Genomic DNA, 16,543 nt, shown 5'->3' on the forward strand with positions numbered 1-16,543 from the left:
GGCCGGTCCGATCACCGGGCGACCGCGTACGCCTCCACCGACCACAGCGAGTAGCCGTACCGCGTGGCGCGCTGCTCGCCCTGGACGCGGATGTGGCGCACGCCGGGCTCGTCCATGCGGACCGTCTCCCGGCCGCCCCGGCTGTCCCGGACCTCCGCCGCCGTGCGCCAGGTGCGGCCGTCCGCCGACACCTCCACGCGGTACGCCGACGGGTGCGCCTCCTGCCAGTGCAGCGCGACCCTCCCCAGCCGCACCGGGCGCTCCAGCTCCACCTGCCACCAGGCGTCGTCGTCGACCGGGGACGACCAGCGCGTCTCCGGGTCGCCGTCGTTCGCCGCCGGGGCCGGGAAGTCGGGCGTCTCGTCGGCCGAGGAGGCCGCCCGTCCGGTACGGGCCAGGTCGGGTCCCGCGGTGCGCGGAACGGCGTGGACCGTCAGCGTGCGGGTCGCCCCGCCGAAGCCGAGCCGTACGCCGTACGACCCGGTCGGCGTGCCCGGCTCCACGGTCACCTCGACCGGCACCTCCACCGGGGTGCCGCGCGGGACGGTCAGCGCGTCCTTCGGCACCCGGACCTCGATCCCCTCCGGCGCCGTCGCGGTCAGCCTGCCGCGCACCTCGTCGGGGCGCGGCGAGCCGACCCGGACCGTCAGCCGCCGGGTGCCGCCGATGTCGGTGTCCGCGCGGTCCTCGGGCAGCTCCAGGGAGGCGGCGGGCGCGTCCGCGTACCAGGGGACCAGGTGCCGCACCCGGGAGGCGTCCGCGCCGGTGACCCGGACGGCGTCCACCGGGGCGTCGCCGGGCGGCAGCTCGGTGGCGCCCGTGGCGGACAGCGCGCCCAGGCGGCGCCACCCCTCGCCCGGTACACGGACCTCCACGGTCCCCCGCGTGCCCGGCTCGGTGAGCACCGTCACGGCGTGCATCGCGCGGGCGCGCGGAAGCAGGAGCGTGCGGTCGCCGCCGGGGCGCGCCGGCGGCTCGTGGTCGATGCCCGCCCAGCTCTCGTACGCCTTCTGCGCCCGGCTCAGGAACGGATCCAGCACGCCCTCGCCGACCGTCACCCGGGAGGAGTCCAGCCGCGCCCGCTGCCCGCCCAGCCGCCGGTACGCCGTCCAGGCGGCGCCCGCGTCCCCGTCCCGCTGCGCGCGGAGCAGGTCCAGGGCCGTGGCGCCCGCCTCGCCGTAACGGGCCAGCCGCTGGGACCACGGGCCGGTCTCGGCGGCGAGCCCGGTCCCGGACAGCCGCTCCGGCAGCTCGCGCAGGACGGTGAAGGCCGCCCGCAGCCGTTCGGCCTCCTGCCTCCCGTCCGTGTCGCGGGCGGCCGTGCGGGTCCGCCAGAACGCCTCCATCAGCGGTCGCAGGTACGCCGACTCCTCGCCGCCCAGCACCGAGGACGCGGTGTTCCCGGCGAGCGCGGTCAGGGCCTCCCGGCGCCGGGCGTCACCGGCGGCGAGGTCGGCGATCGCGGCCCGCCAGGACTCCTGGGGGCGGTAGCCGCGCGGGTTCCAGGCGAAGTCGGCGGCGGTGAACAGCGGGATGCGGGACGCCTCGGGCTGCTCCATCGCGTTGGCGAGCAGCGCGGCCGAGCCCGCGGCGACGGCCGGTTCGCGGCCCTGGTAGGGGCCGAGGAAGATCCGGCCGGGGGCGTAGTCGTTCACCGGGTAGTTGTCCATGGTCACCAGCGGATGCCCGAACACCTTCCGCGTCTGGGTGAGTTGGCCGCCCGTGATGGTGCTCGGCACCACCCCGACCCCGGTCCACGCGACCTCGACGCCCGCGTCCAGTTCCCTCGCCAGCGCCCGCCGGTACGCCGTCGAGCCCTCCTCGTAGAACTCGGTGGGCATCAGGGACAGGGCGACGGAGTCCGGGTGGCGCTCCGTCAGGTGCCGGGCCACCGCGTTCGCCACGCGCGCCTGGGCGCGGGCGGCGGCACCGGGGCCGGAACCGAACCGTTCGGCGTCCGCCCCGCAGTGCCACTCGCTGTAGCTGACGTCCTGGAACTGCAGCTGGAAGGCGCGGAAGCCCAGCGCCCACATCGCGTCCAGCTTGCGGGTCAGCGCCCGCAGGTCGTCGTCCGAGGCGAAGCACATCGCCTGCCCCGGCGCCACCGCCCAGCCGAGCGTGACGTGGTTGCGCCGCGCCCGCTCGGCCAGCTCCCGGAACTCCGCCCGCCGCCCGGCCGGGTACGGCTCGCGCCAGCGGGCCTGCCGGTAGAGGTCCTCGCCGGGTGCGTAGAGGTACCGGTTCTGCTTGGTGCGGCCCATGAAGTCCAGCTGCGCCAGCCGCTGCCGGTGCGTCCACGGGGTGCCGTAGAAGCCCTCGGTGACGCCGCGCACGGCGGTGCCGGGCCAGTCGCGCACGACGGCCGCGGTGATCGTGGTGCCGTCCGGGCGCAGCAGTTGGCGTAGCGTCTGCACCGCGTGGAACAGGCCGTCGCCGTCCGCGCCGGAGAGGGAGACGGTCCCCTTGCCGACGGTCAGCGCGTAGCCGCCGGCGGGCAGGGCGTGCAAGGGGTCGGCCGAGGCGCGTTCCCTCCCCACGCGCACTACGAGCGCTCCCTCGGGCACCTGTGCGCCGGGGGCGGTGAACCGGCGTGCGCCCGCTTCCCGCAGCAGCGCGCGAAGCGCGTCGAGGGCGTACGCGTCGGCCGTCGCGTCCGCGGTCAGGGCGACCTCCTCGGTCACCGCGACCGGGGCGCCGTTCGCGCGCAGGGAGTGGGGCCGCGGCCACACGGACGCCTCCGCCGCGCGAGCCGTGCCGATGGCCGGGGAGGCGGTGGCGTCCGGGGAGGCGGTGGCGCCCGGCGCGGGCGGCGCGGCCACGGCGGCGGGCGCGGCGCCCAGGGTTCCGGTGAGGACGGCGAGGACGAGAGCGGCCCTCCCGGCGTTCGCAGTCCTCCCGCGCCGCAGTCGCACAGGTCCCCCTGGTTGTTCGACGGGCCGTCCGGCCCGGTGGCCGGTGCGGCCGTGTCCATTCCGTTATCGAGCGATCCGAGCCCACCACTTCTGCGGTGAACGTGTCAATGAGGGTGGACGTTGTGGCGGGTTTGTCCCACTGCACGAGGAGGGGGCGGGAGGAGAATGTGAGCAGGAACACGCGGGAACGCTTTGTGCGTCTGGCCCCGCGCCCACGGGGTAGGGCTGCGAGATAACCCGCACGACCCGCACGACCCGCACGACCCGCACGACCCGCACGACCCGCACGTCCCGCGTGATCCGCGCGCCGTGCCCGACGAGGAGGCCATCCGTGACTGCACCCGCCTGCGTTCCTTCCCCCGCCCTGTCCAAACCCGCGGCGGAGCCCTCCGCCGACTTCGAGGAGCCCCACCTCTGCGTCTTCAGCGCGGAGGGCCCCTGCGCCGAGGTCCCGCTGACCAGCGAACCCCCGCTGCCCGACGCCGAACCCCTCACCAGCGAACCGCCGCTCGCCGACGCCGCCCCCCTGACCAGCGAGTCCGACGCCTTCCTGGACTCCTCGGACTCCTCCGGACTCGACTCCTTCCCGGCCCAGTACCGCCCGGAGCCCTGAGGTGACCGCGCCACGGCCGGCCGAGCCCCCTTCCGAGGACCTGTCCCGGCTCGCCGCCCTGCACGGCGTCGCCACCTCCTACCAGCCCTCCCCGGACCGCACGGTCGCGGCCTCGGCCACCGCCGTCACCCTCGCGCTGGCCGCCCTCGGCGTGGACGCGGCCACTCCGCGGGCCGTCCGCGCCGCCCTCACCGCCCGCGAACGGGAACTCGGCGAGCGGCTGCTGCCCCCCACCGTGGTCGGCTGGGACACCCGCACCCCCGCCGCCCTGGCCGCCCTCCCCGAGGGCACCCGGCTGCACGTGGTCACCGAACAGGGCGAGACCCGCGCGTCCGCCGCGCACCTCCCGCCCGGCGTGCACCAGGTGACCGCCACCGCCCCCGACGGCCGCACCGGCCGCGCCCACCTGATCGTCGCCCCGCCCCGGCTGCCCGCGCCGCCGGGACGCTCGTACGGGCTCCTGGTCCAGCTCTACTCCCTGCTCTCCCGCCGCTCCTGGGGCATGGGCGACCTCGCCGACCTCGGTGAGCTCGCTGGCTGGGCCGGACGCGCCCTCGGCGCCGGATTCGTCCAGGTCAACCCCCTGCACGCGGCCGTCCCCGGCCCGCCGACCGACCCCTCCCCCTACCGCCCCTCCTCCCGCCGCTTCCCCGACCCCGTCCACCTGCGGATCGAGGACGTCCCCGAGTTCGCGTACGTCGGCGACCGGGACCGCGTCCACGCCCTGCTGGAGCGGGCCGGACGGCTGCGCGAGGCGGTGCTGGGCGAGGGCGCGCTGATCGACCGGGACGCGGTCTGGGAGGCCAAGCGGGAGGCGCTGGAACTGGTGCACGAGGTCCCGCTCGGGCCCGGCCGCCGCGCCGCCTACGAGGACTTCCGCGCCGGACAGGGCCGGGCGCTGGAGGACCACGCCACCTGGTGCGCGCTCGCCGAGGTCCACGGCGCCGACTGGCACCGCTGGCCCGCCCCGCTGCGCGACCCGCGCTCACCCGACACCGCCCGCGCCCGGCGCGAGCTGGCGCACCGCGTCGACCTCCACTCCCGGCTCGTCTGGCTCACCGACGCCCAGCTCGCCGCCGCCCAGCGCGCGGCGCGCGAGGCCGGGATGCCGGTCGGGATCGTCCACGACCTCGCCGTCGGCGTCCACCCCGGCGGCGCCGACGCCTGGGCGCAGCAGGAGTACTTCGCGGCCGGCATGTCCGTCGGCGCGCCCCCGGACGCCTTCAACGCGCGCGGCCAGGACTGGGGCCTGCCGCCCTGGCGCCCCGACCGGCTCGCCGACTCCGGGTACGCCCCGTTCCGCGCCCTGCTCCGAGGTCTGTTCCGGTACGCGGGCGCCCTGCGCATCGACCACGTCATGGGTCTGTTCCGGCTCTGGTGGGTCCCGGAGGGCCATCCGCCCACGGAGGGCACGTACGTCCGCTACGACGCCGAGGCGATGCTCGCCGTGCTCGTCCTGGAGGCGTCCCGGGCCGGGGCGACGGTGATCGGCGAGGACCTGGGCACCGTCGAGCCCGGCGTACGCGAGGCGCTGCGCGAACGGGGCGTGTACGGCACGTCGGTGCTGTGGTTCGAGCGGGACTGGGACGGCGACCGGCGCCCGCTCCCGCCGGACGCCTGGCGCGCGGACTGCCTGGCGACCGCGACCACTCATGATCTGCCGCCCACGGCCGCCCGGCTCGGCGGGGAACACGTGGAGCTCCGGGACAGCCTGGGGCTGCTCACGCGCCCGGTGGCGGAGGAGCGGGCGGAGGCGGCGGCCGACACGGCGGAGTGGCGGGAGCTGTTCGGGCGGCTGGGGCTGATGGGGGCTGGCGCCTCCGAGGAGGCCGAGATCCAGGCCGTCCACCGGTACCTGCTGCGGACGCCGGCGCGGATGATCGGGGTCTGGCTGCCCGACGGGGTCGGGGACCGGCGCCCGCAGAACCTGCCCGGGACGTGGGACCAGTACCCGAACTGGCGGCTGCCGGTCGCCGACGCGCGGGGGAGGCCGGTGACGCTGGAGGAGCTGGCGGGATCGGCGAGGCTCAGGGCACTGATGGACGTGCTGAGGGAACGTTCGTAACCGCGGGCAGTCGTGCCGCAGGGCGGCACGGGTGGGCGCGACGGCACCCCGCAAGCGCCGGGCCGCGCGACCACCCCCGGCCGGCACCGACCGAGCCCCTTAGGACACCCCGCGCGAGCCGACCCCGACCGCGTTGGATACTTTGGGACCGTGGACAAGAAGAACGCCCTGCGCGCCGGCGCCCTGGCAGCCGGTACGACGCTGATGATGCTGCTCATGTCGTCCCCCGCGCTCGCGCTCACCCGCGACGATGGTGACGACCCCGGCACGGGCCTGAGCGTCATCGAGACGCTGGGCCTCTACGTCGTGGCCCCGATCGCGCTGTTCGTGGTCATCGCCGGTCTGGTGATGATCGGCGACAAGTCGCACAAGAAGAAGGACACGACCAGCTCCAACATCGCCACCAAGGCCGAAGCCAAGGCCTGACCCGGGGCAGGCCGCTCACGAGCGGCCCCGCGCACTCCCACGAGGGCGCCGACCCTCCCGTACGTACGGGCATCCGCCGTACGGGACGAGGGCGGCGCCCTCGGTGTGTTCACCGGGCGGTGAGGCGGCGGGCCCGGGCGACGCTCACCGCGGGTACGGCGCCGTCAGACAGCGCTGCACGGCGGGCGCCAGCCACGCCACGGCCTCCTCGGTGTCCAGCGCCACGGCCGGCGGGAACCGCAGGACGTAACGCGTCAGCGCCAGCCCGAGCAGGTGCGACGAGACCAGCGCGGCGCGCACCGGTACCTGCTCGGGGTCGGGGCAGAACCGGCGGGCGAGCGGGAGGACCTGGTCCCGGAAGACGCCCCGCATGCGTTCGGCCCCGGCCTCGTTGGTCGCGCCGGCCCGGAGCAGGGCCGTGAGCACGTCACTCTCCTCCCACATGGCGAGGAAGTGCGTCACGAGTGCCCGGCCGACCTCCTCCCGGGACAGCGACGACGGGTCCGGCAGCCTCAGGTCGATGGTGACGGCCGCCGCGAACAGGCCTTCCTTGCTGCCGTAGTAGCGCATGACCATCGACGGATCGATGTTCGCGTCCCGGGCGATGGCGCGGATGGTGGCGCGCTCGTAGCCGTCGGCCGCGAAGCGCTCGCGGGCGGCGTCGAGGATCGCCGTGCGCGTGGCCTCGGAGCGGCGTCGCGGTGCGGAGGGCTTGCTCGATGTCATGCCGGCCACCGTATGCCAACGTCCGTAGGCCAACAAGTGTTGACGTTTCGGGCGGGGCCGTCCTACGGTTGCCCACAGATGTTGGCCAACATGTGTGGGCCAACGATCGTTGGCACCCAGGAGGCCCCCATGAGCGGCACCGGCACCAACCCCACCCACCCCGGCTCCGAGCACTCCGGCTCCACACCTCCCGTGATCGTCGTCGGCTCCGGCCCCACCGGCCTGCTCCTGGCCGGTGACGTCGCGGCCGCAGGCGTCCCCGTCACCCTCGTCGAGAAGCGCCCGCACGGAATCAGCAATCTCTCCCGCGCCTTCGGCGTACACGCCCGCACCCTGGAACAGCTCGACGCCCGCGGCCTCGCCGACCGGCTGCTCGCCACCGGCACCACCATCACCGAGCTGCGCCTCTTCCGCCGTCTCACCCTCGATCTGGGCACGCTCCCGTCCCGCTTCCCGTTCCTCCTCATCACCCCGCAGTACGAGGTCGAGCGGCTCCTGGAGGAAAGGGCGCGCGCGCTCGGCGTCGAGTTCCTCTTCGGGCACGAGGTCGTGGGCCTGCGGCAGGACGGCGGCGGCGTCGACCTCGACATGCGGGGCCCGGACGGCGCGGCCGTCACCCGCCGCGCGGCCTACGTGGCCGGAGCCGATGGCCACCGCAGCGCCGTCCGCCGGGCGGTCGGCCTGCCCTTCCCCGGCGCCTCCGTCATCAAGTCCCTGTTCCTGGCGGACGTCCGGCTCGCCGAACGGCCCGGGAGCGTGCTCACCGTCAACGGCACGGGTGACTCCTTCGCGATGATCGCGTCCTTCGGCGACGGCTGGTACCGGGTCATGGGCTGGAACCGCCGCCACGAGGTGCCCGACGACGCCCCGCTCGACCTCGACGAGGTCAAGGAGGTCACCCGTCGCGCCCTCGGAACCGACTACGGCATGCACGACGCCCGCTGGCTCTCCCGCTTCCACAGCGACGAACGGCAGGCCCCCGAGTACCGGGTCGGACGGGTCTTCCTGGCCGGTGACGCCGCGCACGTCCACTCACCGGCCGGCGGTCAGGGGATGAACACCGGTCTGCAGGACGCGGCCAACCTCGGCTGGAAGCTCGCCGCGGTCGTCGGGGGCCGGGTGCCCGAGGACCTCCTGGACACCTACCGGGCCGAGCGTCACCCGGTCGGCAGGGCCGTGCTGCGCAGCAGCGGCGGGCTGGTCCGGCTGGCGCGGGCGCGGCACCCGGCGGTGCGTGCCGTGCGCGCCCTGGTCTCCGCGTTCGTCAACGCCTCCCGGCCCGCCCGGGCCAAGGCCCTGGCGCACATCTCGGGCATCGGTTACGCGTACGCCGCCCCGCGCGGTGCCCACCGCCTGGTCGGCACCCGGGTCCCCGACGTGGCGCTGGAGGGCGGCCGCCTTCACGAGGCCCTGCGCGGCGGCCGTTTCGCGCTGATCACCCCGGAGCCGTACGACGACGGGGGCGCGCGCGAGCAGCGGCTGGCGGTGGAACGCTGGGCGTCCGGGAGCCGCCGTACGACCGTGCTGGTGCGCCCCGACGGATATGTGGCCTGGGCGTCGGACTCCGCCGGCGCGGCCGACGTCGAGGCCGCGCTCGCCGCGTACGTCGGCTGAGGAGGTGAGGAGGTGAGGAGGAGGGCGGTCCCTACCTCTCGGTCGCGGACAGCAGTTCTCGCAGCAGGCCGGCCAACTGCCCCGCCCGTTCCCCGTCCAGGGTGGACAGGGCCTCCGTCTGGACGGCGAGGCCCGCGCCGACCGCCGCGTCGATCAGGCGCAGCCCCTCCTCGGTGAGCGTGACCTGGAGCCCGCGCCGGTCGTGCGGGTCGGGGGAGCGGCGGAGCAGTCCCGCGCGCTCCAGTTTGTCGAGGCGGCCGGTCATCCCGCCGGTGGTGAGCATCAGCGTGGCCGAGAGCTGGCGGGGGGAGAGGGCGTAGGGCTCCCCGGAGCGCCGCAGGGTGGCGAGGACGTCGAACTCGCCGCGTGAGATCCCGTACGGGGCGTACGCCTGCTCCATCCGGTCGCCCATGGCGCGCGCGAGCCGGAAGACGCGCCCGAAGACCTCCATGCCGGCGGTGTCGAGATCGGGCCTCACCCGGGCCCACTGCTCGATGATCGCGTCGACGGGATCCTGGGCGCGCTGTTCTGCGGTCATGGCAGGAGTATCCGCCGCGAGTGGGTCACCCGCAAGAAAGTAGCTTGACGAAAAGTAACTTGCGACTAAGCTACTTGTTATTGACCTATTCGGAAGAGGTGCGCCCGTCATGGCCGCGAACCGCGCCACCCTCATCGCGCTCACCGCCCTCGCCCCCGTCTCCTGGGGCACCACCTACGCCGTGACCACGGAGTTCCTCCCGGCCGACCGCCCCCTGTTCACCGGTCTGGTGCGCGCCCTGCCGGCCGGCCTGGTGCTGCTCGCGGTCGTCCGGGTGCTGCCGCGCGGGGCCTGGTGGTGGAAGGCCGCGGTGCTCGGCGCGCTCAACATCGGCGCCTTCTTCCCGCTGCTGTTCCTCTCCGCCTACCGGCTGCCCGGGGGCATGGCGGCGGTGGTCGGCTCGGTCGGGCCGCTGTTCGTGGTCGGCCTCTCGGCGCTCCTGCTGGGGCAGCGGCCGACGGCACGGAACGTCCTCACCGGGATCGTGGCCGCGTTCGGCGTCGGCCTGGTGGTCCTGAAGGCAGCCGGCGCGCTGGATCCACCGGGTGTGCTCGCGGCCCTCGCCTCCACCGCCTCGATGTCCGCCGGCACCGTCCTCACCAAGCGCTGGGGCCGCCCGGAGGGCGTCGGCCCGCTCGCCCTGACCGGCTGGCAGCTGACGGCCGGGGGCCTGCTGATCGCGCCCGTCGCCGTCCTGGCCGAGGGCGCGCCCCCCGCCCTGGACGCCCCGGCGCTCGGCGGCTACCTCTACCTCGCCCTGGCGAACACGGCGATCGCCTACTGGCTCTGGTTCCGGGGCATCGGCCGCCTCACCGCCACCCAGGTCACCTTCCTCGGCCCGCTCTCCCCGCTCACGGCGGCGCTGGTCGGCCGGGCGGCCCTCGGCGAGACGCTGACCCCGCTGCAACTGGCGGGCATGGCGCTGGCGTTCGGGGCGACGGTGGCGGGGCAGACCGGCCCGCTCGCCCGGACGGCCCGCACCGCGGGATCATCGGGGAGACCCGGCGGAACGGTCACGCTCCCCTGCCCGGCCCCGGCGAACGCCCCTTCGCGGCGGGGGAGCGCGTGACGGTCCGCCGCCCCGGACGAGGAGAGGCACGACATGCGGTGGACGGTGCACGGCGAACGCACGCTCCATGACACTTCCTGGGTGCGGCTGCGCTCGCTCGACGTGGAGCAGCCGGACGGCACCCGGACCGACTACCACGTCGTACGGCTGCGGGACCTCGCCGTGGTGGCGGCCGTGGACGACCGGCGGCGCGTGCTGATGATGTGGCGGCACCGCTTCGTCACGGACACCTGGGCCTGGGAACTGCCCATGGGACTGGTCGAGGACGGCGAGACGCCGGCCACCGCCGCCGCCCGGGAACTGGAGGAGGAGACCGGATGGCGCCCGGCGTCGGTGCGGGAGCTGGTCTACGCGCAGCCGGCGGCCGGGATCACCGACTCCCAGCACTTCGTGTTCCGCGCGGACGGGGCGCGGCGCGTCGCCGAGCCCACCGAACGCAACGAGTCCGACCGGCTGGAGTGGATCCCCCTGGACGAGGTGCGCGGCATGATCGCCCGCCGGGAGATCGTCAGCGGCGCCACGCTCGTCGGTGTGATGGCGCTGCTGCTGGACCCGGCACGGGGCTGACGCGAGCGGCCGGGTCCGGGGCGGTGCCTCAACCGCGGTCGACGGAGCCCTCGATGAGGGCGACGGTGGCGCGGGGGTCGTCGACCTCGACGACGAGGCGGTCGTAGGTCTCGGCGTCGGCGAGCTCGATGACGACCGCCTTGTCCGGGTTCTTCACGTCCCAGAAGAGGCGCTCCCCGTCACGCCGGAAGCGGCCGGCGGTGATGACGCCCGGGACGTGCGTGCCGGCGACCCGTATGCCCTTCGGCTCGCGCGCCATCCCGGGGTCGTGGGTGGCGCCGCGGACATGCGCGAGGGGGATCTCCAGGCGGCTCTTGAGCGTCCAGAGCTTGTCGAGGCCCTGGAACTCGACGGTCAGCATGCCGCGTTCGCGGTCGACGGAGATCAGGGCCATGGTCAGTGCTCCTTGGGGGCGGTCGGCGGCAAGGCGCGCAGCCGCAGGCGGGCGCCGAGGACGGTGGAGGCGAGCCGGGGGGCGGCGTCGCCGTGGGAGGGGCGCAGGGCGTCCTCCAGCGCGGTGATGCCCTCCGCGACCAGCGCGGCGACCTCCGGATCGAGGGGTGCGCGCTCGGCGGCTGCGAGCAGGAGCAGCCCGGCGGCCGGCCCGTTGTCGTACGAGGCGATGGCCGTCGTCAGTGCCTGCTCGGGGTCGGTGAGGGCGGCGATGACGGCGGTGGCCGGACGGATCTCGTGGTCGAGGTGGTTGCGGAGCGCGGTCAGGTGCAGGCTCCGCTTCGACCCGAACACCTTGTAGAGACTGCCCCGGTGGACGCCGGTGGCGGTGACCAGGTCGTCCACGGAGGTGCCCTCGTAGCCGTGGGTGGCGAAGAGGGCGGCCGCGGCGCCGATCGCCCGGTCGGTGTCGAAGGTGCGTGGTCGTCCCATGGCCATGACGGTACGCGATACAAGAACGATCGGTCAAGAACGACCGTTCTTTTACGGCTCGGGGAGGCGCCCGGACACCCCCGGGGAACGCCGAGGGCGCCCGGCGGTGACACCGCCGGGCGCCCTTCTGCGTACCGGGGGCTACCGCGCGGCCGTACCCGCCGCCGCGTCCGCCGCCTGGGCGCGCAGCGCGCGCTCCACTCCCGCCCGGGACTCCGAGACCAGGCGGCGCAGGGCCGCGCCCGGTTCGGCGGAGGTCAGCCAGGCGTCCGTCTTGTCGAGGGTCTCGCCGGAGACCTGGACGGTCGGGTAGAGGCCGACCGCGATCTGCTGGGCGATCTCGTGCGAACGGGACGCCCAGACGTCCGCCAGCACCTCGAAGTACCGGTCCGTGTACGGCGCCAGCAGCTCGCGCTGGTCGGTCTGGACGAAGCCGGCGATGACCGCCTCCTGGACGGCGTTCGGCAGCTTGTCGGACTCGACGACCGAGGCCCACGCCTCCGCCTTGGCCTCCGGGGTCGGGCGGGCCGCGCGGGCGGTCGCGGCGTGCCGCTCCCCGGCCGCCGTCCTGTCCCGCTCGTACTCGTCCGCGATCTCCGCCTCGTCGAACCGGCCCACCGCCGCCAGCCGCTGCACGAACGACCAGCGCAGCTCCGTGTCCACGGCCAGCCCCTCGACGGTCTGCGTACCGGCCAGCAGGCCCTCCAGCAGGTCCAGCTGCTCCGGCGTGCGGGCCGTCGCCGCGAACGCCCGCGCCCACGCCAGCTGGTGGTCACCGGCCGGCTCGGCGGACCGCAGGTGGGCCAGCGTGGCGTCGGTCCAGCGGGCCAGCAGGGTCTCGCGGGCGCCGGGGTCGGCGTACAGGTCGATCGCCAGCTTCACCTGGCGGTGCAGCGACTGCACGACGCCGATGTCGGACTCCTTGCCGATGCCCGACAGCACCAGGGACAGGTAGTCGCGGGCGGCGAGTTCCGCGTCCCGGGTCATGTCCCAGGCGGAGGCCCAGCACAGGGCGCGGGGGAGGGACTCCGCGAAGTCGCCGAGGTGCTCGGTGACGACGGCGAGCGACTGCTCGTCCAGGCGGACCTTGGCGTAGGAGAGGTCGTCGTCGTTCAGCAGGACGACCGCCGGGCGGCGCTTGCCGACCAGCTGCGGCACGGCCGTCAGCTCACCGTCCACGTCCAGTTCGACGCGCTCGCCGCGCACCAGCCTGCCGTCCGCGTCGAGGTCATAGGCGCCGATCGCGATGCGGTGCGGGCGCAGCGTCGGCTCGCCCTTCGCGCCCGCCGGGAGCGCCGGGGCCTCCTGACGGACGGCGAAGGAGGTGACGACACCCTCGGCGTCCGTCTCGATCTCCGGGCGCAGCACGTTGATGCCGGCCGTCTCCAGCCACTGCTTCGACCACGCCTTCAGATCGCGCCCGGAGGTCTCCTCCAGCGCGCCCAGCAGGTCGGACAGCCGGGTGTTGCCGTACGCGTGGCGCTTGAAGTACGCCTGCACGCCCCGGAAGAACTCGTCCTCACCGACGTACGCGACGAGCTGCTTCAGCACGGACGCGCCCTTGGCGTACGTGATGCCGTCGAAGTTGACGAGTACGTCGTCCAGGTCGCGGATGTCCGCCATGATCGGGTGCGTGGACGGCAGCTGGTCCTGGCGGTAGGCCCAGGTCTTCATGGAGTTGGCGAAGGTCGTCCACGAGTGCGGCCACTTCGAGCCGGGCGCCGCCGCCTGGCAGGCGATGGACGTGTACGTGGCGAACGACTCGTTCAGCCACAGGTCGTTCCACCACTCCATGGTGACCAGGTCGCCGAACCACATGTGGGCCAGCTCGTGCAGGATGGTCTCCGCGCGCACCTCGTACGCCGCGTCCGTCACCTTCGACCGGAAGACGTACTGGTCGCGGATGGTCACCGCGCCCGCGTTCTCCATCGCGCCCGCGTTGAACTCCGGCACGAAGAGCTGGTCGTACTTCTCGAACGGGTAGGCGTAGTCGAACTTCTCCTGGAACCAGTCGAAGCCCTGCCGGGTGACCTCGAAGATCGCGTCCGAGTCGAGGTACTCGGCCAGCGACGGACGGCAGTAGATGCCGAGCGGGACGGACTGGCCGTCCTTCTCGTAGACGCTGTGCACGGAGTGGTACGGGCCGACGATCAGCGCCGTGATGTACGACGAGATGCGCGGGGTCGGCTCGAACGTCCAGACGTTCTCCCGCGGTTCGGGCGTGGGCGAGTTGGAGATGACGGTCCACCCCTCCGGCGCCTTCACGGTGAACTGGAAGGTCGCCTTCAGGTCCGGCTGCTCGAAGCTCGCGAAGACGCGGCGGGCGTCCGGCACCTCGAACTGGGTGTAGAGGTACGCCTGGTCGTCGACCGGGTCGACGAACCGGTGCAGGCCCTCACCGGTGTTGGTGTACGCGCAGTCGGCGCTCACCCGGAGGATGTTGCGGCCCCTCAGCAGGCCGGGCAGGGCGATGCGGGAGTCGGCGAAGACCTCGGCGGGGTCGAGGGAGTCCCCGTTGAGGGTCACCTCGTGCACGGTGGGGGCCACCAGGTCGATGAAGGACTCCGCGCCGCCGCCGTCCTCGGCGACGTCGAAGCGCACCGTGGTCACGGACCGGTAGGTGCCGCCCTCCTGCGCGCCGGAGAGGTCGAGATCGATCTCGTACGAGTCAACGGTCAGCAGCTTCGCCCGCTGCCGCGCCTCTTCGCGAGTCAGGTTTGTGCCAGGCACGCGGTCATCTCCTCGATATGTGTGGGTTGCGCCATCCTTCCACGCGACATCGGGATGAGGCGATGACCGAGCCGGATCATGGGGATACCCCTGTGTCGGTCCGGGCCTCGGGGTCCGGAGAGAGGGCGGAGCGGGTGGCCGTGGTGTTCCCGGACCCGCCGCACGCGGGGGACCGCGCGGGCCGCGGCGTGCCCGCGGTGGTGCCGGTGACGTCCGGCGCGGTTCACGTACGGACGTTCCCGGACCTGCCGCACGCGGGGGACCGGGCCCCGGAGCGCGGCTCCGGGGCCCGGTGCGGGCGGGCCCGGTCGCTCGGCCCCTCCCGGCCCGGGCACCGCGTCGGGACGCTGCCGCCGCAGGCGGGGAGGGGCACCGGCCGGGTGCCGAGGCGGCGGCCCGGCACGGTGGACGCGGCGCGGGGGGGGGGGGCGCGGGGGGGGGGCGGGGGGCGGGGGGCCCCCCCCGGGGGGGGCCCCCCCCCCCCCCCCGCGTCCGCTGCCGGCCGGCTCAGCCCTTGAGCTCCGCCGCCACCAGCTCCGCGATCTGCACGGCGTTCAGCGCCGCGCCCTTGCGGAGGTTGTCGTTGGAGACGAACAGCGCGAGGCCGTTCTCCACCGTCTCGTCGGGGCGGATCCGGCCGACGTACGACGGGTCCTGGCCGGCGGCCTGGAGCGGGGTGGGGATGTCGGTGAGGACGACACCGGGGGCGTCCGCCAGCAGCTCGGTCGCGCGCTCGGCGCTGATCGGGCGGGCGAAGCGGGCGTTGATCTGGAGGGAGTGCCCGGAGAACACCGGGACGCGCACGCACGTGCCGGAGACCTTGAGCCCGGGGATCTCCAGGATCTTGCGGGACTCGTTGCGCAGCTTCTGCTCCTCGTCGGTCTCGTTCAGACCGTCGTCGACGAGGTTGCCGGCGAAGGGCAGCACGTTGAAGGCGATGGGGCGCTTGTAGACGCCGGGCTCGGGGAAGTCGACCGCCGCGCCGTCGTGGGTCAGCCGGTCGGCCTCGTCGATCACCTTCTGCGCCTGGCCGTGCAGCTCCGCTACGCCCGCGAGGCCGGAGCCCGACACCGCCTGGTACGTGGCGACGACCAGCGCCTCGAGGCCCGCCTCCGCGTGCAGCGGACGCAGCACCGGCATCGCGGCCATCGTGGTGCAGTTCGGGTTGGCGATGATGCCCTTGGGGCGGTCCGCGATCGCGTGCGGGTTCACCTCGGAGACGACGAGGGGGACCTCGGGGTCCTTGCGCCAGGCGGAGGAGTTGTCGATCACGACCGCACCCTGCGCGGCGACCTTCTCGGCCAGCGCCTTCGAGGTCGCGCCGCCCGCGGAGAACAGCACGATGTCCAGGCCGGTGTAGTCGGCGGCCGACGCGTCCTCCACCGTCACGCCGTCCAGCTCCGTGCCCGCCGACCGGGCCGAGGCGAACAGGCGCAGCTCCGTGACCGGGAAGTTCCGCTCCTTGAGGATCCTGCGCATGACCGTGCCCACCTGACCGGTGGCTCCGACGATTCCGACCCTCACGGCGACTCCCTACTGTGTCCTGGTTTGTTCCTGAATGCCTGGCCGAGGCTCTTCCATCATGCGGCCGACCACGGCCCGCCTGTCCAATTCTTTGCGGACCCTGCCCGCGGAGTGGGACGACCCGGCGGCGACCACCGGTTGCGGACCTTCGGCCGTCACGCCCCTGAGCTGCAGAAATTCAGCCTCCGGGGGCCCTGGACCGCAAGGTCCCCTGCCCGGTCGGGTCCCGGCCACACGGAGGTGTGACGTACGCCTCGGCCGGATCCGGAGGACCCCGCCGAACGTTCCGGGCGGGAGCGGCGTCGTAGGGGAAACAGCGTGAGGGGGGTGGCCGGTGCTGCGCGGAAGGATCCGGCGCGGCCGGGGGGCGTCGTACGTCGTGACGGACGACGACCCGCTGGACGCGGCGCAGGAACGCCGGGTGCGGGCGGTGCTCGCCCTGGGCGGGGTACCGCAGGCGGACCTGCCGGACGGGGTGCAGCAGGTCCGCCTGCGGCTGCTGGAACGCGCCGCGAGCGGGCGGGAGGCGCCGCGGGACGTCTCGGCGTGGGCGGCGGTCGTCGCCTCCAACCTCGCCATGGACTGGCACCGGGCCAAGCGCCGCCAGGAACGGCTCGGCGAGCGACTCGCGTCGCTCCGTCCGGCACAGGCCCCGTCCGGCGAGGAGACCAGCCTGCTCTCCCTCGCCGTCGCCCGGGGCCTGGAGGAGCTGCCCGACGCGCAGCGCCAGGTGGTGGTGCTGCGCTTCTACGCCGACCTGCCGGTGCGGTCCATCGCCGAGCAGCTCGGCGTCCCGGAGGGCACGGTCAAGAGCAGGCTGCACACGGCGGTACGCGCCCTGCGCGCCCGCCTGCACGAGGACGAGGTGGTGTGA

General features: G+C 74.5%; 14 protein-coding genes. 7 read left to right on the forward strand and 7 right to left on the reverse strand.

The genetic code is table 11. The features are described from left to right. Positions 1-11 precede the first annotated feature (11 nt). Positions 12-2,912 carry a beta-N-acetylglucosaminidase domain-containing protein gene (locus ACFY3N_RS05515; protein ID WP_390815322.1) on the reverse strand — a complete coding sequence of 967 codons (2,901 nt, stop codon included), beginning with the start codon at positions 2,910-2,912 and terminating at the stop codon, positions 12-14. A 331-nt stretch (positions 2,913-3,243) separates the two neighbouring features. Here ACFY3N_RS05515 and ACFY3N_RS05520 point away from each other — a divergent pair, with 331 nt between their 5' ends. The 3 genes from ACFY3N_RS05520 to ACFY3N_RS05530 all read left to right on the forward strand — a co-directional run bounded on the left by ACFY3N_RS05520 (position 3,244) and on the right by ACFY3N_RS05530 (position 6,016). Beyond that, on the forward strand, positions 3,244-3,525 hold the full coding sequence (locus tag ACFY3N_RS05520; RefSeq protein WP_390815323.1) for a hypothetical protein: 282 nt from the start codon (positions 3,244-3,246) through the stop codon (positions 3,523-3,525). A 1-nt stretch (position 3,526) separates the two neighbouring features. After that, positions 3,527-5,590, forward strand: coding sequence for a 4-alpha-glucanotransferase (gene malQ, locus ACFY3N_RS05525; RefSeq protein ID WP_390815324.1), 2,064 nt, complete (start codon positions 3,527-3,529; stop codon positions 5,588-5,590). A gap of 150 nt (positions 5,591-5,740) precedes the next feature. Next, complete coding sequence (locus tag ACFY3N_RS05530; protein ID WP_390815325.1) at positions 5,741-6,016, forward strand: hypothetical protein; 276 nt, start codon at positions 5,741-5,743, stop codon at positions 6,014-6,016. Positions 6,017-6,160: 144 nt separating this feature from the next. On the opposite strand, the gene ACFY3N_RS05535 is transcribed toward ACFY3N_RS05530, so the two are convergent. Continuing rightward, a complete protein-coding gene (locus tag ACFY3N_RS05535; RefSeq protein WP_390815326.1) occupies positions 6,161-6,742 on the reverse strand; it encodes a TetR family transcriptional regulator in 582 nt (193 codons plus the stop codon). 129 nt (positions 6,743-6,871) lie between these two features. Between ACFY3N_RS05535 and ACFY3N_RS05540 the strand changes: the two genes are divergently transcribed. Further along, the gene (locus ACFY3N_RS05540; RefSeq protein WP_390815327.1) at positions 6,872-8,356 is read left to right on the forward strand and encodes an FAD-dependent monooxygenase; all 1,485 of its coding nucleotides are present in this window, start codon (positions 6,872-6,874) and stop codon (positions 8,354-8,356) included. A 31-nt stretch (positions 8,357-8,387) separates the two neighbouring features. Here the strand turns inward: ACFY3N_RS05540 and ACFY3N_RS05545 are convergent, their stop codons facing one another. Next, on the reverse strand, positions 8,388-8,894 hold the full coding sequence (locus tag ACFY3N_RS05545) for a MarR family winged helix-turn-helix transcriptional regulator (protein ID WP_390815328.1): 507 nt from the start codon (positions 8,892-8,894) through the stop codon (positions 8,388-8,390). A 109-nt stretch (positions 8,895-9,003) separates the two neighbouring features. Between ACFY3N_RS05545 and ACFY3N_RS05550 the strand changes: the two genes are divergently transcribed. After that, complete coding sequence (locus ACFY3N_RS05550) at positions 9,004-9,963, forward strand: EamA family transporter (RefSeq protein ID WP_390815329.1); 960 nt, start codon at positions 9,004-9,006, stop codon at positions 9,961-9,963. 33 nt (positions 9,964-9,996) lie between these two features. After that, positions 9,997-10,530, forward strand: coding sequence for an NUDIX hydrolase (locus ACFY3N_RS05555; RefSeq protein WP_390815330.1), 534 nt, complete (start codon positions 9,997-9,999; stop codon positions 10,528-10,530). A 28-nt stretch (positions 10,531-10,558) separates the two neighbouring features. On the opposite strand, the gene ACFY3N_RS05560 is transcribed toward ACFY3N_RS05555, so the two are convergent. The 4 genes from ACFY3N_RS05560 to ACFY3N_RS05575 all read right to left on the reverse strand — a co-directional run bounded on the left by ACFY3N_RS05560 (position 10,559) and on the right by ACFY3N_RS05575 (position 15,669). Beyond that, positions 10,559-10,924 (reverse strand): hypothetical protein, encoded by a 366-nt coding sequence (locus tag ACFY3N_RS05560; RefSeq protein ID WP_390815331.1) that lies wholly within the window; start codon positions 10,922-10,924, stop codon positions 10,559-10,561. A gap of 2 nt (positions 10,925-10,926) precedes the next feature. Further along, on the reverse strand, positions 10,927-11,415 hold the full coding sequence (locus ACFY3N_RS05565; protein ID WP_390815332.1) for a TetR/AcrR family transcriptional regulator: 489 nt from the start codon (positions 11,413-11,415) through the stop codon (positions 10,927-10,929). Positions 11,416-11,556: 141 nt separating this feature from the next. Next, the gene (pepN, locus tag ACFY3N_RS05570; protein ID WP_390815333.1) at positions 11,557-14,145 is read right to left on the reverse strand and encodes an aminopeptidase N; all 2,589 of its coding nucleotides are present in this window, start codon (positions 14,143-14,145) and stop codon (positions 11,557-11,559) included. 507 nt (positions 14,146-14,652) lie between these two features. After that, positions 14,653-15,669, reverse strand: a complete 1,017-nt coding sequence (locus ACFY3N_RS05575) for an aspartate-semialdehyde dehydrogenase (RefSeq protein ID WP_390815334.1) — start codon at positions 15,667-15,669, stop codon at positions 14,653-14,655. 334 nt (positions 15,670-16,003) lie between these two features. Between ACFY3N_RS05575 and ACFY3N_RS05580 the strand changes: the two genes are divergently transcribed. Next, complete coding sequence (locus tag ACFY3N_RS05580; RefSeq protein ID WP_390815335.1) at positions 16,004-16,543, forward strand: RNA polymerase sigma factor; 540 nt, start codon at positions 16,004-16,006, stop codon at positions 16,541-16,543.

The sequence above is a fragment of the Streptomyces sp. NPDC000348 genome, from assembly GCF_042898795.1.
In the GTDB taxonomy this organism is placed as follows: Bacteria; Actinomycetota; Actinomycetes; order Streptomycetales; family Streptomycetaceae; genus Streptomyces.